The sequence below is a fragment of the Pseudomonas sp. S2_F03 genome (genome assembly GCF_054668335.1).
The window spans coordinates 561,552-583,113 of sequence record NZ_CP162759.1 but is presented as its reverse complement, the minus strand read 5'-3'; the positions used below and the strand labels follow the sequence as shown (position 1 = coordinate 583,113).

Below are 21,562 nucleotides of genomic sequence, written 5' to 3'. Positions count from 1 at the left end.
TGGCCCGGTGCAACTGCGCCAGGCAAAAGCGGCGTGCATTGTGCCCGAAAAATGGGGTTTAAGCCAAGGGGTTCTAGTTCAGGATGACCCAGCGTTGATTAATCAGCAGCTCGATTGGGCGATATTGGGTCTTGTAGCTCATTTTTTTGCAGTTTTTGATCCAGTAGCCGAGGTAGACGGCTTCCAGTCCGAGGCGTCGGGTCTCGGCAATCTGCCAGAGGATCGCGTATCGCCCCAGGCTACGGCGTTCTGCATCGGGTTCGTAAAAGGTATAAACCGCCGACAGACCGTTGGGCAGTAAATCGGTGACGGCTACCGCGAGCAGTCGGCCTTCAAGGCGAAACTCATAGAAGCGCGAGAACGGCAGGTCGCGAACCAGGAAGGTCGAAAACTGATCGCGACTCGGCGGGTACATATCGCCGTCGGCGTGACGCTGTTCGATGTAGCGCTGATAGAGGTCGAAATACTCTTCGCTGAACTGTGCCCTGGCGGGGCGGACCTGCAGGTCGGCGTTGCGTTTGAAGATACGTTTCTGTTGGCGGTTGGGGGTGAATTGCGCCACGGGGATGCGCGCCGGCACGCACGCATTGCAGTTTTGGCAATGAGGCCGGTAGAGATGATCGCCGCTGCGCCGAAAACCCATTTCAGACAAATCTGCGTAGACATGCACGTCCATGGGCTGGCTAGGGTCGAGAAACAGGGTCGTGGCCTGTTCATCTGGCAGATAGCTGCAAGAGTGGGGCTGAGTGGCATAAAACTTCAAACGCGCCAACTCGGTCATGATCAACCCTCGGAATAAGCTTGTGAATTAAGTGTAAGCCACACGCGCAAAAGCCGCTCAGGAAACCCATGTGGCGCGGTTGGGTTGATCCAGGTGTTGCGCCAGATAGCCGGCAAATTCACGGCGAGGAATCGCCCGGGCGCCAAGGCTGTGCAGATGGTCGGTCGGCATCTGGCAGTCGATCAGCACAAACCCCGAGTCTTTCAGGTGCCGTACGAGCGTCGCAAAACCAAATTTCGAGGCGTTATCGGCTCGGCTGAACATGGACTCGCCGAAGAACAGCTGTCCCATCGCCAGGCCGTAGAGTCCGCCGACCAGCTCGTCCTGATCCCAGACTTCCACCGAATGCGCATGGCCACGCCTGTGCAGTTCAGTGTAAGCGTCCTGCATGGCCTGGGTGATCCAGGTGCCGTCGGCGTAATCACGCGGTGCGGCGCACGCGCGGATGACGGCGGTGAAATCCTGATCGAAGGTCACGGTATAGCGCTGTTGACGCAGCAATTTGGCCAGGCTTCGGGAAACATGCAGTTCGTCGGGAAACAGCACGGTGCGTGGATCTGGCGACCACCAGAGAATGGGCTGGCCCTCGGAAAACCACGGAAAACAACCGTGGCGATAGGCTTGAATCAGACGATCGGCAGACAGATCGCCACCCGCCGCCAGCAGCCCGTTGGGGTCGCGCATGGCTTTTTCCAGCGGGGGGAAGGTCAGGGTATTGCGTTGTAACCAAGTCAGCATGGCATCCGGGCTTGCAGAAGGGGAGGGCGGTGGCGGGCTGGTAGGCCCGCCTTAAAGTGTGCCGTTAAACGGCGGGAATGTCGTCGAGGTATTTCTCGGCATCCAGCGCGGCCATGCAGCCAGCCCCGGCCGACGTGACGGCTTGGCGGTAAACGTGATCGGCGACATCGCCGGCGGCAAACACGCCGGGGATTTCGGTGGCGGTGGCGTCGCCGTCGTTGCCGCTCCTGACCCGCAGATAACCGTCGCGCATGGGCAACTGATCGATAAACAGATCGGTATTGGGTTTGTGGCCGATGGCAATGAATACGCCGGCCAGCGCCAATTCACGGGTTTCGCCAGTGAGGCTGTCGCGCAGTCGGGCGCCAGTCACTCCGCTGGCGTCACCCAACACTTCATCCAGATGCTGGTTCCAATGCAGGCGAATGTTGCCGTTGGCGGCTTTTTCGAACAGTTTGTCCTGCAGGATCTTTTCCGAGCGCAACTTATCGCGACGGTGAATCAAATGGACTTCCTTGGCGATGTTCGACAGATACAAGGCTTCCTCGACAGCGGTATTGCCGCCGCCGACCACCGCGACCACCTGATTGCGATAGAAGAAACCGTCGCACGTGGCGCAGGCTGAAACCCCTTTGCCGGCAAATGTCTCTTCCGAGGGCAGTCCCAGGTATTGCGCCGAAGCGCCAGTGGCGATTATCAGTGCGTCGCAGGTGTAGGTGCCGCCGTCGCCGATCAGTTCGAAGGGGCGTTGTTGCAACTTGGCGGTATGGATGTGGTCGTAAACGATCTCTGTGTCAAAGCGTTCGGCGTGACGTTGCATGCGTTCCATCAATACCGGGCCGGTGAGTCCTTCGACATCGCCGGGCCAGTTGTCGACTTCGACAGTGGTGGTGAGCTGGCCACCGGCCTGTATGCCGGTAATGACAACGGGTTTGAGGTTGGCGCGGGCGGCATAAACGGCTGCGCTGTAACCGGCAGGGCCGGAACCCAGAATGATCAGGCGTGAATGCTTCGCTTCGCTCATAAAAACACCTCATAAGCCTTTGTCACAAAAGAGAATGCATGCTCAAATTGAACGCATGTCATGGTGCTTTTGACTATGCTACACCTAGCGCCACAAGCATGGCATCGGACGAACAAACCCGTACAATGCCTGCCTGTATAGAGGGTTGTAACAAAATAAGCAGTGCGCGCCGTGTTTATAAAAGACGGGGTGCAGTGTTAAAAGTAGTCCCAGTTGCGCCTGTTAACTTTTTTACCTGCCTGGATTGGGCAGTTTTTTATAGTCTTTCAACAGATGGACGCGCCCCAGGCGCAGGAAAAGTAGCGTTTTGAAGAAATCCACCGCAGCACCCAAAACAGTCGTTCCGCTCTGGCGCCAGCATTTGCACTACCGGCTCAAGGAAGGTGCATTGATCGCCATCGGTGCCTTGTGCCTGTTCCTGATGATGGCCTTGCTGACCTACGGCAAGGACGATCCGGGCTGGAGTCATAACAGCAAGATTGATGACGTGCAGAACTTCGGGGGGCCGGCCGGTTCCTACAGCGCCGACATCCTGTTCATGGTGCTGGGTTACTTCGCCTACATTTTCCCGTTGCTGCTGGCGGTCAAGGTGTATCAGATCTTCCGTCAGCGTCACGAGCCGTGGCAATGGAGTGGCTGGCTGTTCTCCTGGCGCCTGATCGGCCTGGTGTTCCTGGTGCTGTCCGGCGCGGCGTTGGCGCACATCCATTTTCACGCTGCCACCGGTCTGCCGGCGGGTGCTGGCGGTGCTTTGGGCGAAAGCCTCGGCGATCTGGCCAGGAATGCGCTGAATATCCAGGGCAGCACACTGCTGTTCATCGCGCTGTTCCTGTTCGGCCTGACGGTGTTCACCGACCTGTCGTGGTTCAAGGTAATGGACGTCACCGGCAAGATTACCCTCGACCTGTTCGAGCTGTTCCAGGGTGCGGCCAATCGCTGGTGGGCGGCTCGTACCGAGCGCAAGCAACTGGTTGCGCAGCTGCGTGAAGTTGATGATCGCGTCCATGACGTGGTCGCGCCGACCGTCACCGACAAGCGCGAGCAGGCCAAGGTCAAGGAGCGCCTGATCGAACGTGAGCAGGCCCTGAGCAAGCACATGTCGGAACGCGAAAAGCAGGTACCACCCGTCATCGCGCCAGCCCCGCCGAAGCCGGTGGCACCGAGCAAGCGTGTGGAAAAAGAGAAACAGGCCCCATTGTTCGTCGACAGTGCGGTGGAAGGCACCTTGCCGCCGATCTCGATTCTCGACCCCGCAGAAAAAAACAACTCAATTACTCGCCCGAATCCCTGGCCGCGGTTGGCCATTTGCTGGAAATCAAGCTCAAGGAGTTCGGCGTCGAAGTCACGGTGGATTCGATTCACCCGGGCCCGGTGATTACCCGTTACGAAATTCAACCGGCCGCCGGTGTGAAAGTCAGCCGCATTTCCAACCTGGCGAAAGACCTGGCGCGTTCCCTGGCCGTGACCAGCGTGCGTGTGGTTGAGGTGATTCCCGGCAAGACCACCGTCGGTATCGAGATTCCCAATGAAGACCGCCAGATCGTGCGCTTTTCCGAAGTACTGTCGACGCCCGAGTACGACAACTTCAAATCGCCGGTTACCCTGGCCCTGGGTCATGACATCGGTGGCAAGCCGGTCATCACTGACCTGGCAAAAATGCCTCACCTGCTGGTGGCGGGTACCACCGGTTCCGGTAAGTCGGTGGGTGTGAACGCCATGATCCTGTCGATCCTGTTCAAGTCTGGCCCGGAAGACGCCAAGCTGATCATGATTGACCCGAAAATGCTTGAACTGTCGATCTACGAAGGCATTCCGCATTTGCTGTGCCCGGTCGTGACCGACATGAAGGACGCGGCCAACGCCCTGCGCTGGAGCGTGGCGGAGATGGAGCGTCGCTACAAACTGATGGCGAAGATGGGCGTGCGTAACCTGTCCGGCTTCAACGCCAAGGTCAAGGAAGCCCAGGACGCCGGCACGCCGCTGACCGATCCGTTGTACAAGCGCGAAAGCATTCACGACGAAGCCCCGCTGCTGACCAAGCTGCCGACCATCGTCGTGGTCGTCGACGAATTTGCCGACATGATGATGATCGTCGGCAAGAAGGTGGAAGAGCTGATCGCCCGTATCGCCCAGAAGGCTCGTGCCGCCGGTATCCACTTGATCCTCGCGACCCAGCGTCCGTCGGTTGACGTGATCACCGGCCTGATCAAGGCCAACATCCCCACGCGCATGGCGTTCCAGGTGTCGAGCAAGATCGACTCCCGGACCATCATCGACCAGGGTGGCGCCGAGCAACTGCTGGGTCATGGTGACATGTTGTATATGCCGCCTGGCACCAGCCTGCCGATTCGTGTTCACGGCGCCTTCGTGTCCGATGATGAAGTTCACCGCGTCGTGGAAGCCTGGAAGCTGCGCGGTGCACCTGAATACAACGACGACATCCTCAACGGTGTCGAAGAGGCCGGCAGTGGCTTCGAAGGCAGCAGCGGTGGCGGCGACGGCGACGATCCGGAAGCCGACGCGTTGTACGACGAAGCAGTGCAGTTCGTCCTGGAAAGCCGTCGTGCGTCCATTTCTGCGGTTCAGCGCAAACTGAAAATTGGCTACAACCGCGCCGCACGCATGATCGAAGCCATGGAAATGGCCGGGGTCGTGACGTCCATGAACACCAACGGTTCGCGTGAAGTCCTGGCGCCTGGCCCGGTACGCGACTGATTTGATTTGAAGCAGAGTGGCGCAGTGACGCGCCACTCGCATCCCCCACGAATATCAAGAGGACTCCCATGCGTCTTATCCGCATGCTGTTGCTGCCGGTACTGGCTTTGACCACGCTCTCGGCCCACGCCGATGACAAAGACGTGGCGCGTTTGACTCAATTGCTGGAAAAATCCCAGACCCTGACCGCACGCTTCTCCCAGTTGACCCTCGATGGCAGTGGCACCCAACTGCAAGAAACCGCTGGTGATATGTCGTTGCAGCGCCCAGGCCTGTTCTACTGGCACACCAATGCGCCGGCCGAACAAACCATGGTGTCCGACGGCAAGAAGGTCACGCTGTGGGACCCGGATCTGGAGCAGGTCACTATCAAGACCCTCGACATGCGTCTGACCCAGACTCCGGCGCTGCTGCTGTCCGGTGACGTGTCCAAAATCAGCCAGAGCTTCGACATCAGCGCCAAGGAAGCCGGCGGCGTAATCGACTTCACCCTGAAGCCGAAAACCAAGGACACCCTGTTCGACAGCCTGCGTCTGTCGTTCCGTAATGGTCTGGTCAACGACATGCAACTGATCGACAGCGTCGGTCAGCGCACCAATATCCTGTTCACCGGTGTGAAGGCCAACGAGCCGATCCCGGCATCCAAGTTCAAGTTCGATATCCCCAAGGGTGCGGACGTAATTCAAGAGTAAAACGCAAAACCTGTGGGAGCGGGCTTGCTCGCGAAGGCGGTGTGTCAGTTAACATTGATGGCGACTGACACACCGCCTTCGCGAGCAAGCCCGCTCCCACATTGTCCTGCGGTGTTCAAGTAGTGAGGTTTCGCAAGTAGTGATGGACCTGTTTCGCAGTGCCCCGATCGCTCAACCCTTGGCCGCTCGCTTGCGAGCAGCCAATCTGGACGAGTACGTCGGTCAGGAACACCTGCTCGCTCGCGGCAAGCCATTGCGCGAAGCCCTGGAGCAGGGAGCCCTGCATTCGATGATTTTCTGGGGCCCGCCAGGTGTGGGCAAAACCACCCTGGCGCGGCTGTTGGCGGAAGTCTCGGATGCGCACTTCGAAACGGTCTCGGCCGTGCTGGCCGGCGTCAAGGAAATCCGTCAGGCGGTGGAAATCGCCAAGCAACAGGCCGGGCAGTATGGCCGGCGCACCATCCTGTTCGTTGATGAGGTGCACCGCTTCAACAAGTCCCAGCAGGATGCGTTCCTGCCGTACGTTGAAGACGGCACATTGATTTTCATCGGCGCGACCACCGAAAACCCCTCCTTCGAACTCAACAATGCATTGCTCTCCCGGGCTCGCGTCTATGTGCTCAAGAGCCTTGACGAAGCGGCCCTGCGCAAGTTGGTGCAGCGCGCACTGACCGAAGAACGTGGCCTGGGCAAGCGGCAACTGAGCCTCAGCGATGAAGGCTTTCAGATGCTGTTGTCTGCCGCCGATGGCGATGGCCGGCGCCTGCTGAATCTGTTGGAGAACGCCTCGGACCTGGCCGAAGACAACAGCGAGATCGGCGTCGACCTCCTGCAAAGTCTGCTCGGCGATACCCGTCGACGTTTCGACAAGGGCGGCGAAGCGTTCTACGACCAGATTTCGGCGCTGCATAAATCCGTACGGGGTTCCAACCCCGATGGCGCGCTGTATTGGTTTGCGCGGATGATCGACGGCGGGTGCGATCCGCTGTACCTGGCGCGGCGTGTGGTGCGCATGGCCAGCGAAGACATTGGCAACGCCGACCCGCGCGCCTTGAGCCTGTGCCTGGCGGCGTGGGAAGTGCAGGAGCGTCTGGGCAGCCCCGAAGGCGAGTTGGCGGTGGCCCAGGCCATCACCTATCTGGCTTGTGCGCCGAAAAGCAATGCGGTGTATATGGGCTTCAAGACCGCACTGCGCGCCGCCGCTGAACACGGCTCGCTGGAGGTGCCGCTGCATCTGCGCAATGCGCCGACCAAACTGATGAAGCAGTTGGGTTATGGCGATGAATACCGCTATGCCCACGATGAACCGGACGCCTATGCCGCCGGCGAAGATTATTTCCCGGAAGAGCTGGACCCGATTCCGTTCTATCAGCCGGTGCCGCGTGGCCTGGAATTGAAGATTGGTGAAAAGCTCAATCACCTGGCCAAACTCGATCGTTTAAGCTCCCGGCAGCGGAGAAAATAGTGCTTCCAGTGATCGTTGCGGTTTCCGTCGGCGGGATGGCCGGTACGTTGTTGCGCTTTGCCACGGGCAACTGGATCAACGCTAATTGGCCGCGGCACTTCTATACCGCGACGCTGGCCGTTAATATCGTGGGCTGTTTGCTGATCGGCGTTCTATACGGTCTGTTTTTGATACGCCCGGAGGTGCCGTTTGAGGTGCGTGCCGGGTTGATCGTCGGCTTCCTCGGAGGGCTGACGACTTTTTCATCCTTTTCACTGGATACGGTGCGCTTGCTGGAAAGCGGGCAAGTGCCGCTGGCCCTGGGCTATGCGACGCTCAGCGTATTCGGCGGGCTGCTCGCCACCTGGGCCGGCCTGTCCTTGACCAAACTTTGATAAACGAGAAACCGACATGCTCGATTCCAAACTGTTACGTAGCAACCTTCAGGACGTAGCGGACCGCCTGGCATCCCGTGGCTTTGTGCTGGATGTTGCGCGCATCGAAGCGCTGGAAGAACAGCGCAAGACCGTCCAGACCCGCACCGAAGCACTGCAGGCTGAACGTAATGCCCGTTCCAAATCCATCGGTCAGGCCAAGCAGCGCGGTGAAGACATCGCGCCGTTGATGGCGGATGTCGAGCGCATGGCGAACGAATTGAGCGCTGGTAAAGTCGAGCTGGACGCGATCCAGACCGATCTGGATTCGATCCTGCTGGGCATCCCGAACCTGCCGCACGAGTCGGTGCCGGTTGGCGATGACGAAGACGGCAACGTCGAAGTGCGCCGCTGGGGCACCCCGACCGCCTTCGATTTCCCGGTTCAGGACCACGTCGCCCTGGGCGAAAAGTTCGGCTGGCTGGACTTCGAAACCGCCGCCAAGCTGTCGGGTGCGCGTTTCGCCCTGTTGCGTGGCCCGATTGCCCGTCTGCACCGCGCCCTGGCGCAGTTCATGATCAACCTGCACGTCACCGAGCACGGCTACGAAGAGGCTTACACGCCTTATCTGGTTCAGGCCCTGGCGTTGCAAGGCACCGGTCAGTTGCCGAAATTCGAAGAAGACCTGTTCAAGATCACTCGCGAAGGCGAAGCCGATCTGTACCTGATCCCGACTGCTGAAGTGTCGCTGACCAACATCGTGGCCGGCGAAATCGTCGATTCGAAACTGCTGCCGATCAAATTCGTTGCCCACACGCCATGCTTCCGCAGTGAAGCCGGTGCGTCGGGTCGTGATACGCGCGGCATGATCCGTCAGCACCAGTTCGACAAAGTCGAAATGGTCCAGGTCGTTGAGCCATCGACCTCGATGGAAGCACTGGAAGGCCTGACCGCCAACGCCGAGAAAGTCCTGCAACTGCTGGAACTGCCTTACCGCACCCTGGCGCTGTGCACCGGCGACATGGGCTTCAGCGCGGTCAAGACCTACGACCTGGAAGTGTGGATTCCGAGCCAGGACAAATACCGCGAGATTTCGTCGTGCTCCAACTGCGGCGACTTCCAGGCCCGTCGTATGCAAGCGCGTTTCCGCAACCCGGAAACCGGCAAGCCTGAACTGGTTCACACCCTGAACGGTTCTGGTCTGGCAGTCGGTCGTACCTTGGTCGCGGTGCTGGAAAACTATCAGCAGGCCGACGGCTCGATCCGTGTGCCGGAAGTGCTGAAGCCGTACATGGGTGGCATTGAGGTCATCGGCTAAATGAACTATCTGCCGCTGTTTCACAACCTGCGCGGCAGTCGTGTGTTGGTCGTCGGTGGGGGGAAATTGCCTTGCGCAAATCCCGCCTGCTGGCCGATGCCGGTGCGCTGCTGCGGGTGGTTGCACCTGAAATCGAACTGCAACTGCGCGAACTGGTTGCCGGCAGCGGTGGCGAGTGCCTGTTGCGTGGTTACGTCGAGGCGGATCTGGACGGTTGCGGGCTGATCATTGCCGCCACCGACGACGAATCGTTGAACGCACAAGTCTCCGCCGATGCTCATCGGCGGTGTGTGCCGGTCAATGTGGTGGATGCACCTGCGCTGTGCAGCGTGATCTTCCCGGCGATTGTCGATCGTTCCCCCTTGATTATTGCCGTGTCCAGCGGCGGCGATGCGCCGGTGTTGGCACGCTTGATCCGCGCCAAGATCGAAACCTGGATTCCTTCCACTTATGGTCATCTGGCCGGACTGGCCGCTGGCTTTCGCCATCAAGTGAAAAAACTGTTCCCGGATGTGCAGCAGCGCCGGGCGTTCTGGGAAGACGTATTCCAGGGGCCGATTGCCGACCGCCAGCTAGCCGGACAGGGCGCCGAAGCCAAGCGCCTGCTGCAAGCGAAAGTCGATGGCGAGGCGCCAGTGACCACCGGTGAGGTATATCTGGTGGGCGCAGGGCCGGGGGATCCCGATCTGCTGACGTTCAAGGCGCTGCGCCTGATGCAGCAAGCCGATGTGGTGCTGTACGACCGTCTGGTGGCGCCGGCGATTCTGGAGTTGTGCCGCCGCGACGCCGAGCGGGTCTACGTCGGCAAGCGCCGCGCCGATCACGCTGTGCCGCAGGATCAGATCAACCAGCAATTGGTGGTCCTGGCCAAGGCCGGCAAGCGTGTAGTGCGGTTGAAGGGCGGTGATCCGTTCATCTTCGGTCGCGGCGGTGAAGAGATCGAAGAGCTGGCGGCCCAGGGCATCCCGTTCCAGGTGGTGCCGGGTATCACGGCGGCCAGCGGTTGCGCGGCCTATGCCGGGATTCCGTTGACTCACCGCGATTACGCGCAGTCCGTGCGATTTGTTACCGGGCATTTGAAGGACGGTTCCACCGATCTGCCGTGGGCCGATCTGGTCGCGCCGGCGCAGACATTGGTGTTCTACATGGGCCTGGTGGGCTTGCCGATCATCTGCGAGCAATTGATCAAGCACGGTCGCGGGGCGGACACCCCGGCAGCGTTGATCCAGCAGGGCACCACCGTTAATCAGCGTGTATTCACCGGTACCTTGGCGGATTTGCCACAGTTGGTGGCGGAGCATGAAGTGCATGCGCCGACGCTGGTGATCGTGGGCGAAGTGGTGCAACTGCGCGAGAAACTGGCGTGGTTCGAAGGGGCTCAGGGGCAGGTCTAGAAACCGGCTAACTGATCATTCCCACGCTCTGCGTGGGAATGATCAGCTGTCAGGCCCAGCGCCAAACCCCTTTCCCATTCAACCGCGCCCGGTCATGCGGCACATTGAAATCCTGCTCTGGCCCCTTAGGCACAACCCCCGTCGGGTTGATGGTCTTGTGGCTGCCGTAGTAGTGGTTCTTGATGTGGGTGAAGTCCACCGTCTCGGCGATTCCTGGCCACTGATAAATCTCACGCAACCAATTCGACAGGTTCGGATAATCGGCAATCCGTCGCAGATTGCATTTGAAGTGCCCGTAATACACCGCGTCAAAACGGATCAGCGTGGTAAACAGCCGAATATCCGCTTCAGTCAGGTATTCACCCGTCAGATAGCGGTTGGCGCCCAATAGCTGGTCCAATCGATCCAGTTCTTCAAACAAGCCATCGAACGCTTCTTCATAGGCCTGTTGCGACGTTGCAAATCCAGCCCGGTAAACGCCGTTGTTCACCGCGGGGTAAATTCGCTCGTTCACCGCATCGATCTCGGCGCGCAGTGGCTGCGGATAGAAATCCAGGTCATTGCCCGTTAAGTCATCGAATGCGCTGTTGAACATGCGGATGATCTCCGCCGATTCATTGTTGACGATGCGATTCTGCTGCTTGTCCCACAAAACCGGCACCGTGACGCGGCCGGTGTAGTGGGCAGTGTCGGTGGTGTAGCGCTGGTGCATGAAGTCGAGGTGATCGAGCTTGTCACCGGTGGAGCCCAGGCTCTGGTCGAAGGTCCAGCCGTTTTCCAGCATCAGCCAACTGACTACAGAGACGTCGATCAGGCTGTCGAGGCCTTTGAGTTTGCGCAGGATCAGCGTGCGGTGGGCCCACGGGCAGGCGAGGGACACGTAGAGGTGATAGCGACCGGCCTCGGCGGCAAAGCCACCGACGCCCGTCAGCCCCGGCTTGCCGTCGGTGGTCACCCAGTTGCGACGTTGTGCCTGTTCACGCTGGAAAGCGCCGTCCTTGCTGCTTTCGTACCACTTGTCTTGCCAACGGCCATCGACTAACAAACCCATGTTCAAGACTCCTGAACCAATAATCGTTGGAGTTGAGTCTATTCCCATGAACCTGAACAAAAAGCGCAAAGATCGGGAGAAAATGATCGGTTAAATAGATTTGTTGCGTGCAACCCAATACTGCTCGGCGGTTTCGAAGGCTTGCTCGCGGCTCTGACCGAGCCCGCGCAAGGCCAGGGCCATGGTCGAAATCAGGGCCATTTGCGGATAGCTGTCGACCACGTCGCCGCGCCAGACGGCCTTCAAATGCTCGGGGTCGAGGGACGCCGGTTTGACGTGACGCTGGGCCGACAGTTGCGGCCATTCTTCATCCCAGCTTTCGCCGCCCGTGGTGCCGTACAAATGGCTGTCGGCGTCCGGGTTGATCTCGATCTCGCCGCCGTCGCCCTTGACCACAATGGCCGTGTCGCCCAGCAAGCCGCTGGCATCGCGATGCACGGCCTGATAGCCGGGGTGGAAAATACTTTGCAGGCCGCAGCGAGCGCCCAGCGGATTGAGGATGCGCGTCAGGGAATGGATCGGCGAACGCAGGCCCAAGGTGTTGCGCAGGTCGATCATGCGCTGGAGTTGCGGCGCCCAATCCACCAGCGGCATGAACGCCAGGCCACCGTTATCGAGTGCATCACCGACCTGTTGCCAGTCGCGGCACAGGGGGATGTTCAGGTCATTGAGCAATTGTTCGCTGTACAGCCGACCGGCCGTGTGTGCGCCCGCGCCGTGCATGAAGATACGCACACCGTTCTGCGCCAGGCACTTGGCCGCCAGCAGGTACCACGGCAAATGACGTTTCTTGCCGGCATACGTCGGCCAGTCCAGATCGACATTTAAGAAGGGAGCTTGCAATCGTTCACGCAGGGCCTCGGTGAAACCGGCCATTTCCTCGGCGCTTTCTTCCTTGTGTCGCAGCAACATCAAAAACGCCCCGAGCTGGGTGTCTTCGACCTTGTCGTCGAGCACCATGCCCATGGCTTCGCGGGCTTCTTCATGTGTCAGGTCGCGGGCGCCGCGCTTGCCTTTACCGAGGATTCGCACGAACTGGGCGAACGGATGCTCGGCAGGTGTTTCGAGGGTCAACGCTGGGAAGTCGGTCATAAGCAATTCGTCGGTTTGGGCAGGCCCGCCAGTTTCGCGGCGAGTTTGGCGGGGGTGCCTTTAAACAGTCGGTTGAGGTGCAGGCTGTTGCCTTTTTCCGGGCCGAGCTTCAATGCGGTGTATTTGATCAAGGGGCGGGTGGCCGGCGACAGCTGGAACTCGTCGTAGAAACGGCGCAGCAGTTCGAGGATTTCCCAGTGCTCAGGGCTCAACTCGATGTCTTCGGCTGCGGCCAGGGCGGCAGCGACGTCGGCGGACCAGTCACTGAGTTCGACCAGAAAACCGTCCTTGTCCAACTCGATGGCGCGGGCGCCGACCGTCAGGGAATTCATAGCCAACTGTTGACCTTGTCATGGTGAATCGACAGCTCGACGAAGGCCGGGTAGTCGATGGCCTTGGCCCAATCCGGGGTTTCAATGGACCGGGCTTGAACATCCTCGGCCAGCACGAAAAGGTTCAGGGCGCGAGAGTTCAGTGTATTGAACGGCGCAGTGCCCGGCTGCAGGGCATACACCGCGTCGCCGCTCAGCAAGAGCGCATCGTTCGCGCCGATCACGCGCAGGCAACTGCTCAGGCGATCGTCGCCGAACGGGGAGTGAGACAACACATGCAAAGTCGACATCAGAGGGTGATCACCTGGTCGTAGCGGTCAATAAGGGCGGTGATTTCGGGAGCGGTCAGCGTCCGGGCTTCTTCGAGCGGCAGGCTGTTCGGGTCCAGCCCACGTTCTGCGGCACTGTCGGCACAGACGAACAGCTCGTCGACACCGAACATCGGCAGGGCTTGCAGGTTGGCGCTCAGGTCTTTTTGTTGCAGGGCCTTGGCGTCCTGTTTCGCGGCGAGCTGGAACACCCCGTCATCGAGAAACAGCAGGCCGATGGGCAGGTCGAAGGCGCCGCCGGCGAGGACGATGTCCAGTGCTTCACGCGCATTCGGTCCGGACCAAGGCGCCTGTCGGCTGATAATCAGCAAGGATTTAGGCATCTTACGCGCCTCCAAAGCAGATCAAACGGTCGGCGCCCTGCACCGCGTCATGCAATTGCCCCAGACCGGACAATTCCCACGGCGCGCCCACGGCAACGGCGTCACGTTGATAACGCCCGGCTTCTTCTTCGTTCAATACCCCGCGACGCAGGGCCGCGGCGATACACACGACGCCATCCAGTTGGTGCTCGCTGACAAAGGCGCGCCATTGTTTGGGCACGTCCAGCTCATCTTGCGGCGTGACCACGCTGGCGGACGCGTTGTAGACGCCATCCTGATAAAAAAACAACCGGACAATCTCATGCCCGCCGGCCAGCGCAGCCTGAGCAAACAGCAAGGCGCGGCGCGAGGAGGGCGCATGGGCGGCGGAAAACAGCGCAATGGCGAATTTCATGACGGACTCGATCAACAAACTGCGGCCATGATAAAGCTTTATCGGCGGGGCGGCTAAATCGATGTTGTCTGGGCGGGCCTCATCGTCGGAACGCCGCCCGGAGCAGGCTCAGTCCTGCAGGAGGTTGGGTGTTGCCTGAGATTGCAGTTTCACCACAACCATCTGTAGGAGTGAGCCTGCTCGCAATAGCGGTCTAACAGGCAACACCTGAATCAACGCGGCATATACCCCAACTGCCAGCGCCGCGGAATCTTCAACGACACCACCCCCAGCACCCCCGCCAGCAATCCGCTGGCAAACAATGCCTGAAGTCCCAAATGATGTTCCAGCACCGCCCCAAGGACAGCCCCGGCGAACATCCCGGTCCAGGGGATCAGTTGCACGCGCCAGCCATTGCGCCGTTCGCCGAGCATCCAGCGCCCCAGCCCCCGTCCGAAGCGCGACAGGGCGCCGGTGACATAGGTCAGGCCAACCGGCAGGCCGTTCACTTCCTCGACGGCGGCATTGAGCATGCCCATGGCGATGATCGCCGCCAGCAGCGCAGGCAATTGTTCGTCGTAAGGCCAGGTGGCGGCCGCGCACAGCAACGCGGCGATGGTCAGCATCAAGGGCAGCGCCCGTCGCCCGCCGAGGCGGCTGACGACAATGCCCAAGGCGTTGCCAACGATGAACGTGGCCACGAGCAGCAGCAAACGCCCGGTCAGCCCCAGATCGCCGACGCTGATGGCCACGGCGAGCCGAGTGGTATTGCCACTCATGAATGAAACGAAATCGCCGCTGGCCATGAAGCCGATTGCGTCGGTCATGCCGGCCAGTACCGAGAGCATCGCTACCAGGGTCATGCCAATGCGCCCACGCCACTTTTGCGTGTGCAGGTGACCGGGGCTGGCGTGGGAGGTTGAGGCGGAAGGCAGCATGGGCGATGACATCCTTGAGCGGTGGTTACGGTTGTATCCCGTACATCTCGCAATAGTCCAGCCAGTCCATGCCAGCCATCTCCGCGACTTCGATGTGCACTTCCCTGCGCTGGGCTTCGTATTCTTGTGGTGTAGCCGCCGTCAGCCGCAGCGTCAGTTCCCAGGCGAACAACCCTTGGCGCTCGGCCTCATCTTCGAACGCTTCATGCAAGCGCTCGTCGCGATACTGCGCCTGGGTTTCACCCTTGGCTTGTGCCAGCAGCGGGTTGAGGTTGTCGAGTTCGTGGCGCAGTTCAGGGCGCTCTTCGAGAAACTTCTTCAACGCTTGCTCGTGTTGCTGTTCGGTTGCCGCCATGGTCGCTCCTTGAGAATGGATTACGAAGACTGCTTCTTGCTGGCCTTGGCCGCTGCCGCCAGGCATTCGAGGGCGAACTGTTCGGTGTAGGTCATCTGGATTGGCGTGGTTTCGCCTTTGACGGTGCGTTCGCCGTCGAGGATGTAACGAATGCGCTTGTCGGTGACGCCAATGCGCTTGGCGATCCAGGAAGGCGTCTGGCCGATCTGGCTGATCAGTTTGTCGGCGTATTCGGTGGTCGGTTTGTAGAATTCGGCGTTGGGTGTCATTGGGCTTTCCAGAAATAGACGCGATGCGGCATGAATGGCGCGACAGGGTGCGCGAATCATCGCGCGGTGTCGCGGTATAAATGAAGTAAAGCAGAACGAAACGGCGCGCCACGATGATACAGTCCGCTTTTTCTTGATGAGCGAATGCAATGCGAATTCTGATGGTGGCGCTGGCCGTAACGTTGCTGGCGGGATGCGCGGGCTCGGTGATGGACGATGCTCGTACCAAGACCCCGTACAAAACCCTGAACTCGGACAAGCCGTCATTGGCCGTGGCCCAGTGCGTGCAGTTTTCCTGGCAGGACGAAGCGGTATTCGGCGTCGATGCCGCCGCTTATCTGCAGCCTGGCAAAAAGGGCGGGTCGACCGTCTACACGCGGTCGGCGGAGTCCTTTGTGGACGTGACCACCGATGCGTCCGGTACCGTGCTGAGTTACTACGCGCAACATGACGACTTCGTCGCCAAGCGCCGTTTGGCAGCGTTGGCGACCTGTTTGTAAGCGATTCAGGCGTTTATCAGGCGCTTCTGAAAAAAGAAGCGCTTGTGGCCGGGCGGGTAGTCGGCAATCTGGCCCAGCTCGCTGTAGCCGAGCTTTTCGTAAAACTTCGGCGCCTGAAAGTCGAAGGTGTCCAGCCAGATCCCCACGCATTCCTTTTCCCGTGCGAGATCTTCGGCCATCTGCATCAACTTCGAGCCCAGGCCCTGTCCCCGGCCCTGTTCGGGCACCGACAGCAATTCGATGTACAACCACTGGTAAAAGAAGCGGCCATACAACCCGCCGAGAATCTCGCCGTGGTCGTCGCGCACCAGCAAGGCCAGCGGTTGCGCATTGGACGGGCCGGCCTGAGCCGCGTTGTAGGCGCGCAGTGGTGTGAGGATGGCCTCACGTTGTTCATCAGTGGGGTTTTGCGACTGTTCAATTCGCAGGGGCATGAGCGACATCCTTATGGCAATGAATCAGGAGCCTAGCGTGGTGATGGCGTTTGTTCTATCCCTGGCGCACCAAAGGAACCGTCGTGGTGGCACGGATGTCTAGCCTAAACAGCGTCACCCCGGAACGCCGCCGATGAGGACAACCCGTGAATATTTTCGAAGCCCTGCGCGAAAGCCACGAACGTCAAAGGACCTATGCCAAGGCACTGATCAAAACCAGTGGTGACACCCCGGAGCGGGTCGAGGCTTACCAGCAACTCAAGTCCGAGCTTCAAGCCCACGCTACTGCCGAAGAACGCCACTTCTATATCCCGCTGATGGAATTCGACAACGGCGTCGACCTGAGCCGCCATGCCATCGCCGAACACCACGAGATGGACGAAATGATGGAGGAACTGGACGGCACCGAGATGTCCAGCCCGTCATGGCTTGTGACCGCGAAAAAGCTGTCCGAGAAGGTTCATCATCACCTCAAGGAGGAAGAGCAGAAGTTCTTCCAGATGGCCGGCAAACTGCTCGATGACAAGCAAAAAGAAGCGCTGGCCGGCCAGTACGAGAAGGAATACAAGGCTCAGTTGTCCTGAGCCTGTGGCTGGACCCGTTAAGGAGCTGCTACAAGGTTCGCATTAGGGAGATGCCAGGCTTTTTTCGTTTTCGCCTACCATGAGCACTTTTCACGAAAAAGGATGCGGTGCCATGGCGAACACAGCCGAACGGGTCAACATCATCCAATCCCAGGTGTTGTCCCACGACTGGTATCTGCTGAAGAAAATCACCTTCGACTATCAGCGTAACAACGGCGACTGGCAGCGCCAGACCCGCGAGGTCTATGACCGTGGTAACGGCGCGGCGATTCTGCTGTTCAATCGCCAGAAGCGAACCGTGGTGCTGACCCGGCAGTTCCGCTTGCCGGTGTTCGTCAACGGCCATGACGGATTACTGATCGAAGTGGCCGCCGGCTTACTTGAAGGTGCCGCGCCGGAAGAACGCATCCGCGCCGAAGCCGAAGAAGAAACCGGTTACCGCGTGCACCATGTGCAGAAGGTCTTCGAGTCGTATATGAGCCCCGGCTCGGTCACTGAAAAACTGCATTTTTTCATCGCCGAATACGACGCTGCTTCAAAAGTCAGCGAAGGCGGCGGGCTGGAAGAAGAGACCGAAGAACTGGAAGTGCTGGAGTGGGCGTTCGATGAGGCACTTGAGGCGTTTTATCGCGGGGAGATCTGCGACGCCAAGACCATCATGCTGCTGCAATATGCGGCGATGAAGAATATTTTCGTGCCAGCCTGACAGTGCTGCATGCCCAGCCGTCGCCACCCGGTGGAGGAATGCGGCTTTCGTTGCTATGCCTTATGCGTGGCAAGAATGAACCCTGGAGGTTTGTTGAAAGTGATTGGATGAAACGTGCAGTACTGTCGCCCGTCTGCCACTTCAGTCGCCCGTTTTCAACAGGAGGACAGGAAATGCCAATTACAGGAACAGGTTGGGAAATGTGCATCACCCGAAAGTCCGAACAACGCCGTGCCAGTGATGGGAAGCGAAGAACGGTGGGTGACTATCAGATTTATCACGATGGGCAAAAACAGACAGGAGCAGGTCTTTCAGGGATGGTCGCGGAAACCCGTGGCCCTGGCGATAATACCCACGAGAATAACAATCGGCGAGTGGAGGCGGGGCGCTATCCCTTGGCAACTCAGGATGGCGTTAAGTACGTGACGATTGGTTATAAAAAATTCGGACAGTATTTCTACGCGACCCAGGCCCGGGATCGAACTGAAGGAGACCGATCCGCGGACGGAAATTTTAATTCATCCGGGGATAGGCTTTCTCGCCAGTATCGGTTGCATCAATCCTTGCACATCGCTACCCAACGCAGATGAGCCGATCGACTTTATCCCCAGCCGCAAGCGCGTCATCGCCATTATTGAAGATTTGAAGAACTACCTGGGTGATGATTTCCCATCGAAAAACGGCAAGAAAATTCCCAAGGCATTTGTGGTCATTGATGGGGAGCCCGAGTTCGAGGGTTAGGTTGCAGTACGCGAGTGCTCAGTCCCACAAATCGCCCATATTTTTCGAGCCTGACCACTCGCACCCTTCAAGCGTCAGCAACCGCTCTTTCGCCTCAAGCCCACCCGCAAACCCGGTGAGCTTCCCCGATGCACCGATCACCCGATGGCAGGGCGCCACAATCGATATCGGGTTCTTGCCATTCGCGGCTCCCACCGCCCGAACTGCGCTCGGATTGCCGATTTGCTCGGCTATCTGGCTATAGCTGCGCGTTTCTCCGAACGGGATGGTCAGCAGCGCCGCCCACACCTTCTTCTGAAATTCCGTGCCGGCAAAATCCAGTTCCAGCTCGAAGCGATCGCGCGTGCCGGCAAAGTATTCCTGCAACTGCTGAGCGGCGCGTACCAGAATCGGGTTGTCCGGGGCTTCGTGCATCGGGCCAAGCCGAACCCGGTTCGGTTTGTCGTTTTCCCAGAGGATGGCCGCCAGTCTTGCGTCTTTCGCTACCAGCTTCAGTTCGCCAACCGGGGATGCCAGAGTGGTGAAGGTGTAGGTCATGCTGACGGACTCCGCAGAGGGGCTGAATAGAGGCCCAGCATACTGTTCCGACGGGGAGGCGCAATACGTAATCCCGACCATACTTGCCTGTGCTTTTGAACTGCTCACTCTGTTTTGTGCAGAGCCCAAAAACAAAAAAGAGACCGACTGATGAAGTACGAACCTTTTGCCAAATCGCTCATAGCGACCTCCTTGGCGCTTAGTTGCCTGACTGCCCATGCCGCTTCCGTAGCCCCGGTTGCGGCCGAAAACGGCATGGTGGTCACCGCCCAGCATCTGGCCTCCCAGGTGGGGGTCAATGTGCTCAAGAACGGCGGCAACGCCGTGGATGCCGGCGTCGCGGTGGCGTATGCGCTGGCGGTGGTGTATCCCGCAGCGGGCAACCTGGGCGGCGGCGGTTTCATGACCATTCAGCTGGCGGACGGGCGCAAGACGTTCCTCGATTTCCGTGAAAAAGCGCCGCTGGCTGCCACCGCCAACATGTACCTGGATAAAGAAGGCAATGTCATCCCCGACCTCAGCACCCGTGGCCACCTGGCCGTCGGCGTGCCGGGGACTGTGTCCGGCATGGAACTGGCCCTGACCAAGTACGGCACCAAGCCGCGCAAGGAAGTGATTGCCCCGGCGATCAAACTGGCGGAAGACGGTTTTGTCCTGGAGCAGGGCGATGTCGATTTGCTGGACTACGCCACCGACGTGTTCAAGAAAGACATGAAGGACTCGGGCTCGATTTTCCTGAGCAAAGGCGAGCCGATGCAGGTCGGACAAAAACTGGTGCAGAAAGACCTGGCCAAAACCCTGCGGGAAATTTCCGAGAAGGGTGCCGACGGTTTCTATAAAGGGTGGGTCGCCGACGCCATCGTCACGTCCAGTCAGGCCAACAAAGGCATCATCACCCAGGCCGATCTCGACAAATACAAGACCCGAGAACTGGCGCCGATAGAGTGCGATTACCGGGGGTATCACGTGGTGTCGGCACCGCCACCGAGCTCCGGCGGGGTGGTGATCTGCGAGATCATGAACATCCTTGAAGGCTACCCGATCAAAGACCTCGGCTACCACTCGGCCCAGGGCATGCACTATCAGATCGAAGCCATGCGCCACGCTTATGTGGACCGCAACAGCTACCTCGGCGACCCGGACTTCGTGAAAAACCCGATCGCGCACCTGCTGGATAAAAATTACGCCACCAAAATCCGCGACGCCATCGACCCGAAAAAGGCCGCTATCTCCAGCGAGCTCAAACCCGGCGTAGCGCCGCATGAGGGCAGCAACACCACGCACTTCTCCATCGTCGACAAATGGGGCAATGCGGTGTCGATGACCTACACCCTCAACGACTGGTTTGGCGCTGGCGTCATGGCCAGCAAAACCGGGGTCATCCTCAACGACGAAATGGACGACTTCACCTCGAAAATCGGTGTACCGAACATGTACGGCCTGGTGCAAGGGGAGGCCAACGCTATCGCACCCGGCAAAGCACCGCTGTCGTCGATGAGCCCGACCATCGTCACCAAGGACGGTAAAGTCGTGATGGTCGTCGGCACACCGGGCGGCAGCCGCATCATCACTGCGACCTTGCTGACCATGCTCAACGTGATCGACTACGGCATGAACATCCAGGAAGCGGTGGATGCACCGCGGTTCCACCAGCAATGGTTGCCCGAAGAAACCAACCTGGAGACCTTCACCACCAGCCCGGACACGGTGAAAATCCTCGAAAGCTGGGGTCACAAGTTTGCCGGGCCACAGGATGCCAACCACGTGGCGGCAATCCTGGTCGGTGCGCCTTCGCTGGACGGCAAACCGGTCGGCAAAAACCGTTTCTACGGCGCCAACGACCCACGCCGTAACACCGGGTTGTCACTCGGTTACTAAGGGTTGTGTTTAACAGGGGACGGATCTGCTTTTTCGTCCCCTGATCTACCGACTGATCAAGGAAGGGGCCATGGCTACCGCACTGCTAATTATCGACGTCCAGAGGGCGCTGTGCTCGGGCGAGTACGCGTGCTTTGAGATCAACCGCGTCATCGAGAACATCAACCACCTCAGCACCCGAGCCCGGATAGCCGGGGTGCCGGTTGTTTTCATTCAGCACGAAGAAGAGGGCAGCCCTCTGGCATATGGCACCGATGGCTGGCAACTGGCCGAAAGCCTGGAAGCCGAGCCCAAGGATTATTACGTACGCAAAACCACACCGGATTCGTTCTATCAGACCAACCTTCAACAGCTGCTGTCGAAAGAGGAATTCGAGCGTCTGATCATCTGTGGTTTGCAAACCGATTATTGCGTCAACGCGACCGTGCGCCAGGCACTGAAAATGGGATATGACGTGGTGCTGGCGGCCGACGCGCACTCCACCGTCGACAACGGTAACCAAAGTGCCGAAGACATCATCGTCGAGCACAATAAGGACTTGGCGCACCTGACCGGTTCGGTGGCGCGTATCGACGTCATGCCGGCGGGTGAGATCAAAATCTGAGCCGCGGCGAAACGACCCGCCACGCAGGCACATTCA

24 protein-coding genes and 2 pseudogenes are annotated in these 21,562 nt (G+C 59.4%); 12 read left to right on the top strand and 14 right to left on the bottom strand.

The genetic code is table 11. The annotated features are described in order from the left end of the window. Nucleotides 1-73 precede the first annotated feature (73 nt). The 3 genes from AB4N76_RS02820 to trxB form a co-directional block, all read right to left on the bottom strand. Nucleotides 74-781 carry an arginyltransferase gene (locus tag AB4N76_RS02820; protein ID WP_046032478.1) on the bottom strand — a complete coding sequence of 236 codons (708 nt, stop codon included), beginning with the start codon at nucleotides 779-781 and terminating at the stop codon, nucleotides 74-76. Between the two features lie 57 nt (nucleotides 782-838). Further along, a complete protein-coding gene (aat, locus tag AB4N76_RS02815; protein ID WP_046032477.1) occupies nucleotides 839-1,519 on the bottom strand; it encodes a leucyl/phenylalanyl-tRNA--protein transferase in 681 nt (226 codons plus the stop codon). Nucleotides 1,520-1,583: 64 nt separating this feature from the next. Further along, the gene (gene trxB, locus AB4N76_RS02810) at nucleotides 1,584-2,543 is read right to left on the bottom strand and encodes a thioredoxin-disulfide reductase (RefSeq protein WP_077431876.1); all 960 of its coding nucleotides are present in this window, start codon (nucleotides 2,541-2,543) and stop codon (nucleotides 1,584-1,586) included. Between the two features lie 307 nt (nucleotides 2,544-2,850). On the opposite strand from trxB, the pseudogene AB4N76_RS02805 reads away from it, so the two are divergent. The 6 genes and pseudogenes from AB4N76_RS02805 (at nucleotide 2,851) to cysG (ending at nucleotide 10,480) form a co-directional block, all read left to right on the top strand. Continuing rightward, nucleotides 2,851-5,258, top strand: a pseudogene (locus tag AB4N76_RS02805) (DNA translocase FtsK). A gap of 68 nt (nucleotides 5,259-5,326) precedes the next feature. After that, on the top strand, nucleotides 5,327-5,950 hold the full coding sequence (gene lolA, locus AB4N76_RS02800; RefSeq protein WP_027925132.1) for an outer membrane lipoprotein chaperone LolA: 624 nt from the start codon (nucleotides 5,327-5,329) through the stop codon (nucleotides 5,948-5,950). Nucleotides 5,951-6,092: 142 nt separating this feature from the next. Continuing rightward, nucleotides 6,093-7,415 (top strand): replication-associated recombination protein A, encoded by a 1,323-nt coding sequence (locus AB4N76_RS02795; protein WP_460164665.1) that lies wholly within the window; start codon nucleotides 6,093-6,095, stop codon nucleotides 7,413-7,415. Further along, nucleotides 7,415-7,789 (top strand): fluoride efflux transporter CrcB, encoded by a 375-nt coding sequence (gene crcB, locus AB4N76_RS02790; RefSeq protein WP_046032473.1) that lies wholly within the window; start codon nucleotides 7,415-7,417, stop codon nucleotides 7,787-7,789. The genes AB4N76_RS02795 and crcB overlap by 1 nt, the downstream gene beginning before the upstream one ends. A 16-nt stretch (nucleotides 7,790-7,805) precedes the next feature. Continuing rightward, entirely contained in the window at nucleotides 7,806-9,086 is a 1,281-nt protein-coding gene (serS, locus tag AB4N76_RS02785; RefSeq protein ID WP_460164091.1) for a serine--tRNA ligase, read from the top strand. Then, nucleotides 9,087-10,480 (top strand): annotated as a pseudogene (cysG, locus tag AB4N76_RS02780) (siroheme synthase CysG). 49 nt (nucleotides 10,481-10,529) lie between these two features. On the opposite strand, the gene AB4N76_RS02775 reads toward cysG, so the two are convergent. The 9 genes from AB4N76_RS02775 to AB4N76_RS02735 all read right to left on the bottom strand — a co-directional run bounded on the left by AB4N76_RS02775 (nucleotide 10,530) and on the right by AB4N76_RS02735 (nucleotide 15,542). After that, a complete protein-coding gene (locus tag AB4N76_RS02775) occupies nucleotides 10,530-11,531 on the bottom strand; it encodes a glutathione S-transferase family protein (protein WP_046032470.1) in 1,002 nt (333 codons plus the stop codon). A 90-nt stretch (nucleotides 11,532-11,621) separates the two neighbouring features. Beyond that, on the bottom strand, nucleotides 11,622-12,623 hold the full coding sequence (locus tag AB4N76_RS02770; protein ID WP_077431878.1) for a glycosyl transferase family protein: 1,002 nt from the start codon (nucleotides 12,621-12,623) through the stop codon (nucleotides 11,622-11,624). After that, the gene (locus AB4N76_RS02765) at nucleotides 12,620-12,955 is read right to left on the bottom strand and encodes a TusE/DsrC/DsvC family sulfur relay protein (protein WP_046032468.1); all 336 of its coding nucleotides are present in this window, start codon (nucleotides 12,953-12,955) and stop codon (nucleotides 12,620-12,622) included. Before AB4N76_RS02765 ends, AB4N76_RS02770 begins: the two co-directional genes overlap by 4 nt. Beyond that, complete coding sequence (tusB, locus tag AB4N76_RS02760; protein WP_046032467.1) at nucleotides 12,952-13,245, bottom strand: sulfurtransferase complex subunit TusB; 294 nt, start codon at nucleotides 13,243-13,245, stop codon at nucleotides 12,952-12,954. The genes AB4N76_RS02765 and tusB overlap by 4 nt, the downstream gene beginning before the upstream one ends. Further along, nucleotides 13,245-13,607, bottom strand: coding sequence for a sulfurtransferase complex subunit TusC (gene tusC, locus AB4N76_RS02755; RefSeq protein WP_046032466.1), 363 nt, complete (start codon nucleotides 13,605-13,607; stop codon nucleotides 13,245-13,247). The genes tusB and tusC overlap by 1 nt, the downstream gene beginning before the upstream one ends. Nucleotide 13,608: 1 nt before the next feature. After that, the gene (gene tusD / locus AB4N76_RS02750) at nucleotides 13,609-14,001 is read right to left on the bottom strand and encodes a sulfurtransferase complex subunit TusD (RefSeq protein ID WP_046032465.1); all 393 of its coding nucleotides are present in this window, start codon (nucleotides 13,999-14,001) and stop codon (nucleotides 13,609-13,611) included. 212 nt (nucleotides 14,002-14,213) lie between these two features. Beyond that, complete coding sequence (locus tag AB4N76_RS02745) at nucleotides 14,214-14,918, bottom strand: YoaK family protein (protein WP_046032464.1); 705 nt, start codon at nucleotides 14,916-14,918, stop codon at nucleotides 14,214-14,216. A 25-nt stretch (nucleotides 14,919-14,943) separates the two neighbouring features. After that, on the bottom strand, nucleotides 14,944-15,273 hold the full coding sequence (locus tag AB4N76_RS02740) for a DUF6388 family protein (RefSeq protein WP_046032463.1): 330 nt from the start codon (nucleotides 15,271-15,273) through the stop codon (nucleotides 14,944-14,946). A 20-nt stretch (nucleotides 15,274-15,293) separates the two neighbouring features. Then, a complete protein-coding gene (locus AB4N76_RS02735; protein ID WP_034146936.1) occupies nucleotides 15,294-15,542 on the bottom strand; it encodes a hypothetical protein in 249 nt (82 codons plus the stop codon). A gap of 149 nt (nucleotides 15,543-15,691) precedes the next feature. On the opposite strand from AB4N76_RS02735, the gene AB4N76_RS02730 reads away from it, so the two are divergent. Next, a complete protein-coding gene (locus AB4N76_RS02730) occupies nucleotides 15,692-16,042 on the top strand; it encodes a hypothetical protein (RefSeq protein WP_046032462.1) in 351 nt (116 codons plus the stop codon). A gap of 5 nt (nucleotides 16,043-16,047) precedes the next feature. Here the strand turns inward: AB4N76_RS02730 and AB4N76_RS02725 are convergent, their stop codons facing one another. Further along, the gene (locus tag AB4N76_RS02725; RefSeq protein WP_046032461.1) at nucleotides 16,048-16,476 is read right to left on the bottom strand and encodes a GNAT family N-acetyltransferase; all 429 of its coding nucleotides are present in this window, start codon (nucleotides 16,474-16,476) and stop codon (nucleotides 16,048-16,050) included. A gap of 146 nt (nucleotides 16,477-16,622) precedes the next feature. On the opposite strand from AB4N76_RS02725, the gene AB4N76_RS02720 reads away from it, so the two are divergent. From AB4N76_RS02720 to AB4N76_RS02710, 3 genes are all read left to right on the top strand, one after another. Further along, entirely contained in the window at nucleotides 16,623-17,060 is a 438-nt protein-coding gene (locus tag AB4N76_RS02720; protein WP_046032460.1) for a hemerythrin domain-containing protein, read from the top strand. 112 nt (nucleotides 17,061-17,172) lie between these two features. Beyond that, nucleotides 17,173-17,766 carry an NUDIX domain-containing protein gene (locus AB4N76_RS02715; RefSeq protein ID WP_046032459.1) on the top strand — a complete coding sequence of 198 codons (594 nt, stop codon included), beginning with the start codon at nucleotides 17,173-17,175 and terminating at the stop codon, nucleotides 17,764-17,766. A gap of 429 nt (nucleotides 17,767-18,195) precedes the next feature. Further along, nucleotides 18,196-18,507, top strand: coding sequence for a hypothetical protein (locus tag AB4N76_RS02710; protein WP_460164090.1), 312 nt, complete (start codon nucleotides 18,196-18,198; stop codon nucleotides 18,505-18,507). Between the two features lie 18 nt (nucleotides 18,508-18,525). Here AB4N76_RS02710 and AB4N76_RS02705 read toward each other — a convergent pair whose 3' ends face one another. Then, on the bottom strand, nucleotides 18,526-19,044 hold the full coding sequence (locus AB4N76_RS02705) for a methylated-DNA--[protein]-cysteine S-methyltransferase (protein WP_460164089.1): 519 nt from the start codon (nucleotides 19,042-19,044) through the stop codon (nucleotides 18,526-18,528). A gap of 150 nt (nucleotides 19,045-19,194) precedes the next feature. Between AB4N76_RS02705 and ggt the strand changes: the two genes are divergently transcribed. Beyond that, nucleotides 19,195-20,922: a gamma-glutamyltransferase gene (gene ggt, locus AB4N76_RS02700; protein WP_046032456.1), complete on the top strand. Its 1,728-nt coding sequence runs from the start codon at nucleotides 19,195-19,197 to the stop codon at nucleotides 20,920-20,922. A gap of 70 nt (nucleotides 20,923-20,992) precedes the next feature. After that, a complete protein-coding gene (locus tag AB4N76_RS02695; protein ID WP_077431880.1) occupies nucleotides 20,993-21,526 on the top strand; it encodes a cysteine hydrolase family protein in 534 nt (177 codons plus the stop codon). The last annotated feature ends 36 nt before the right edge of the window (nucleotides 21,527-21,562 follow it).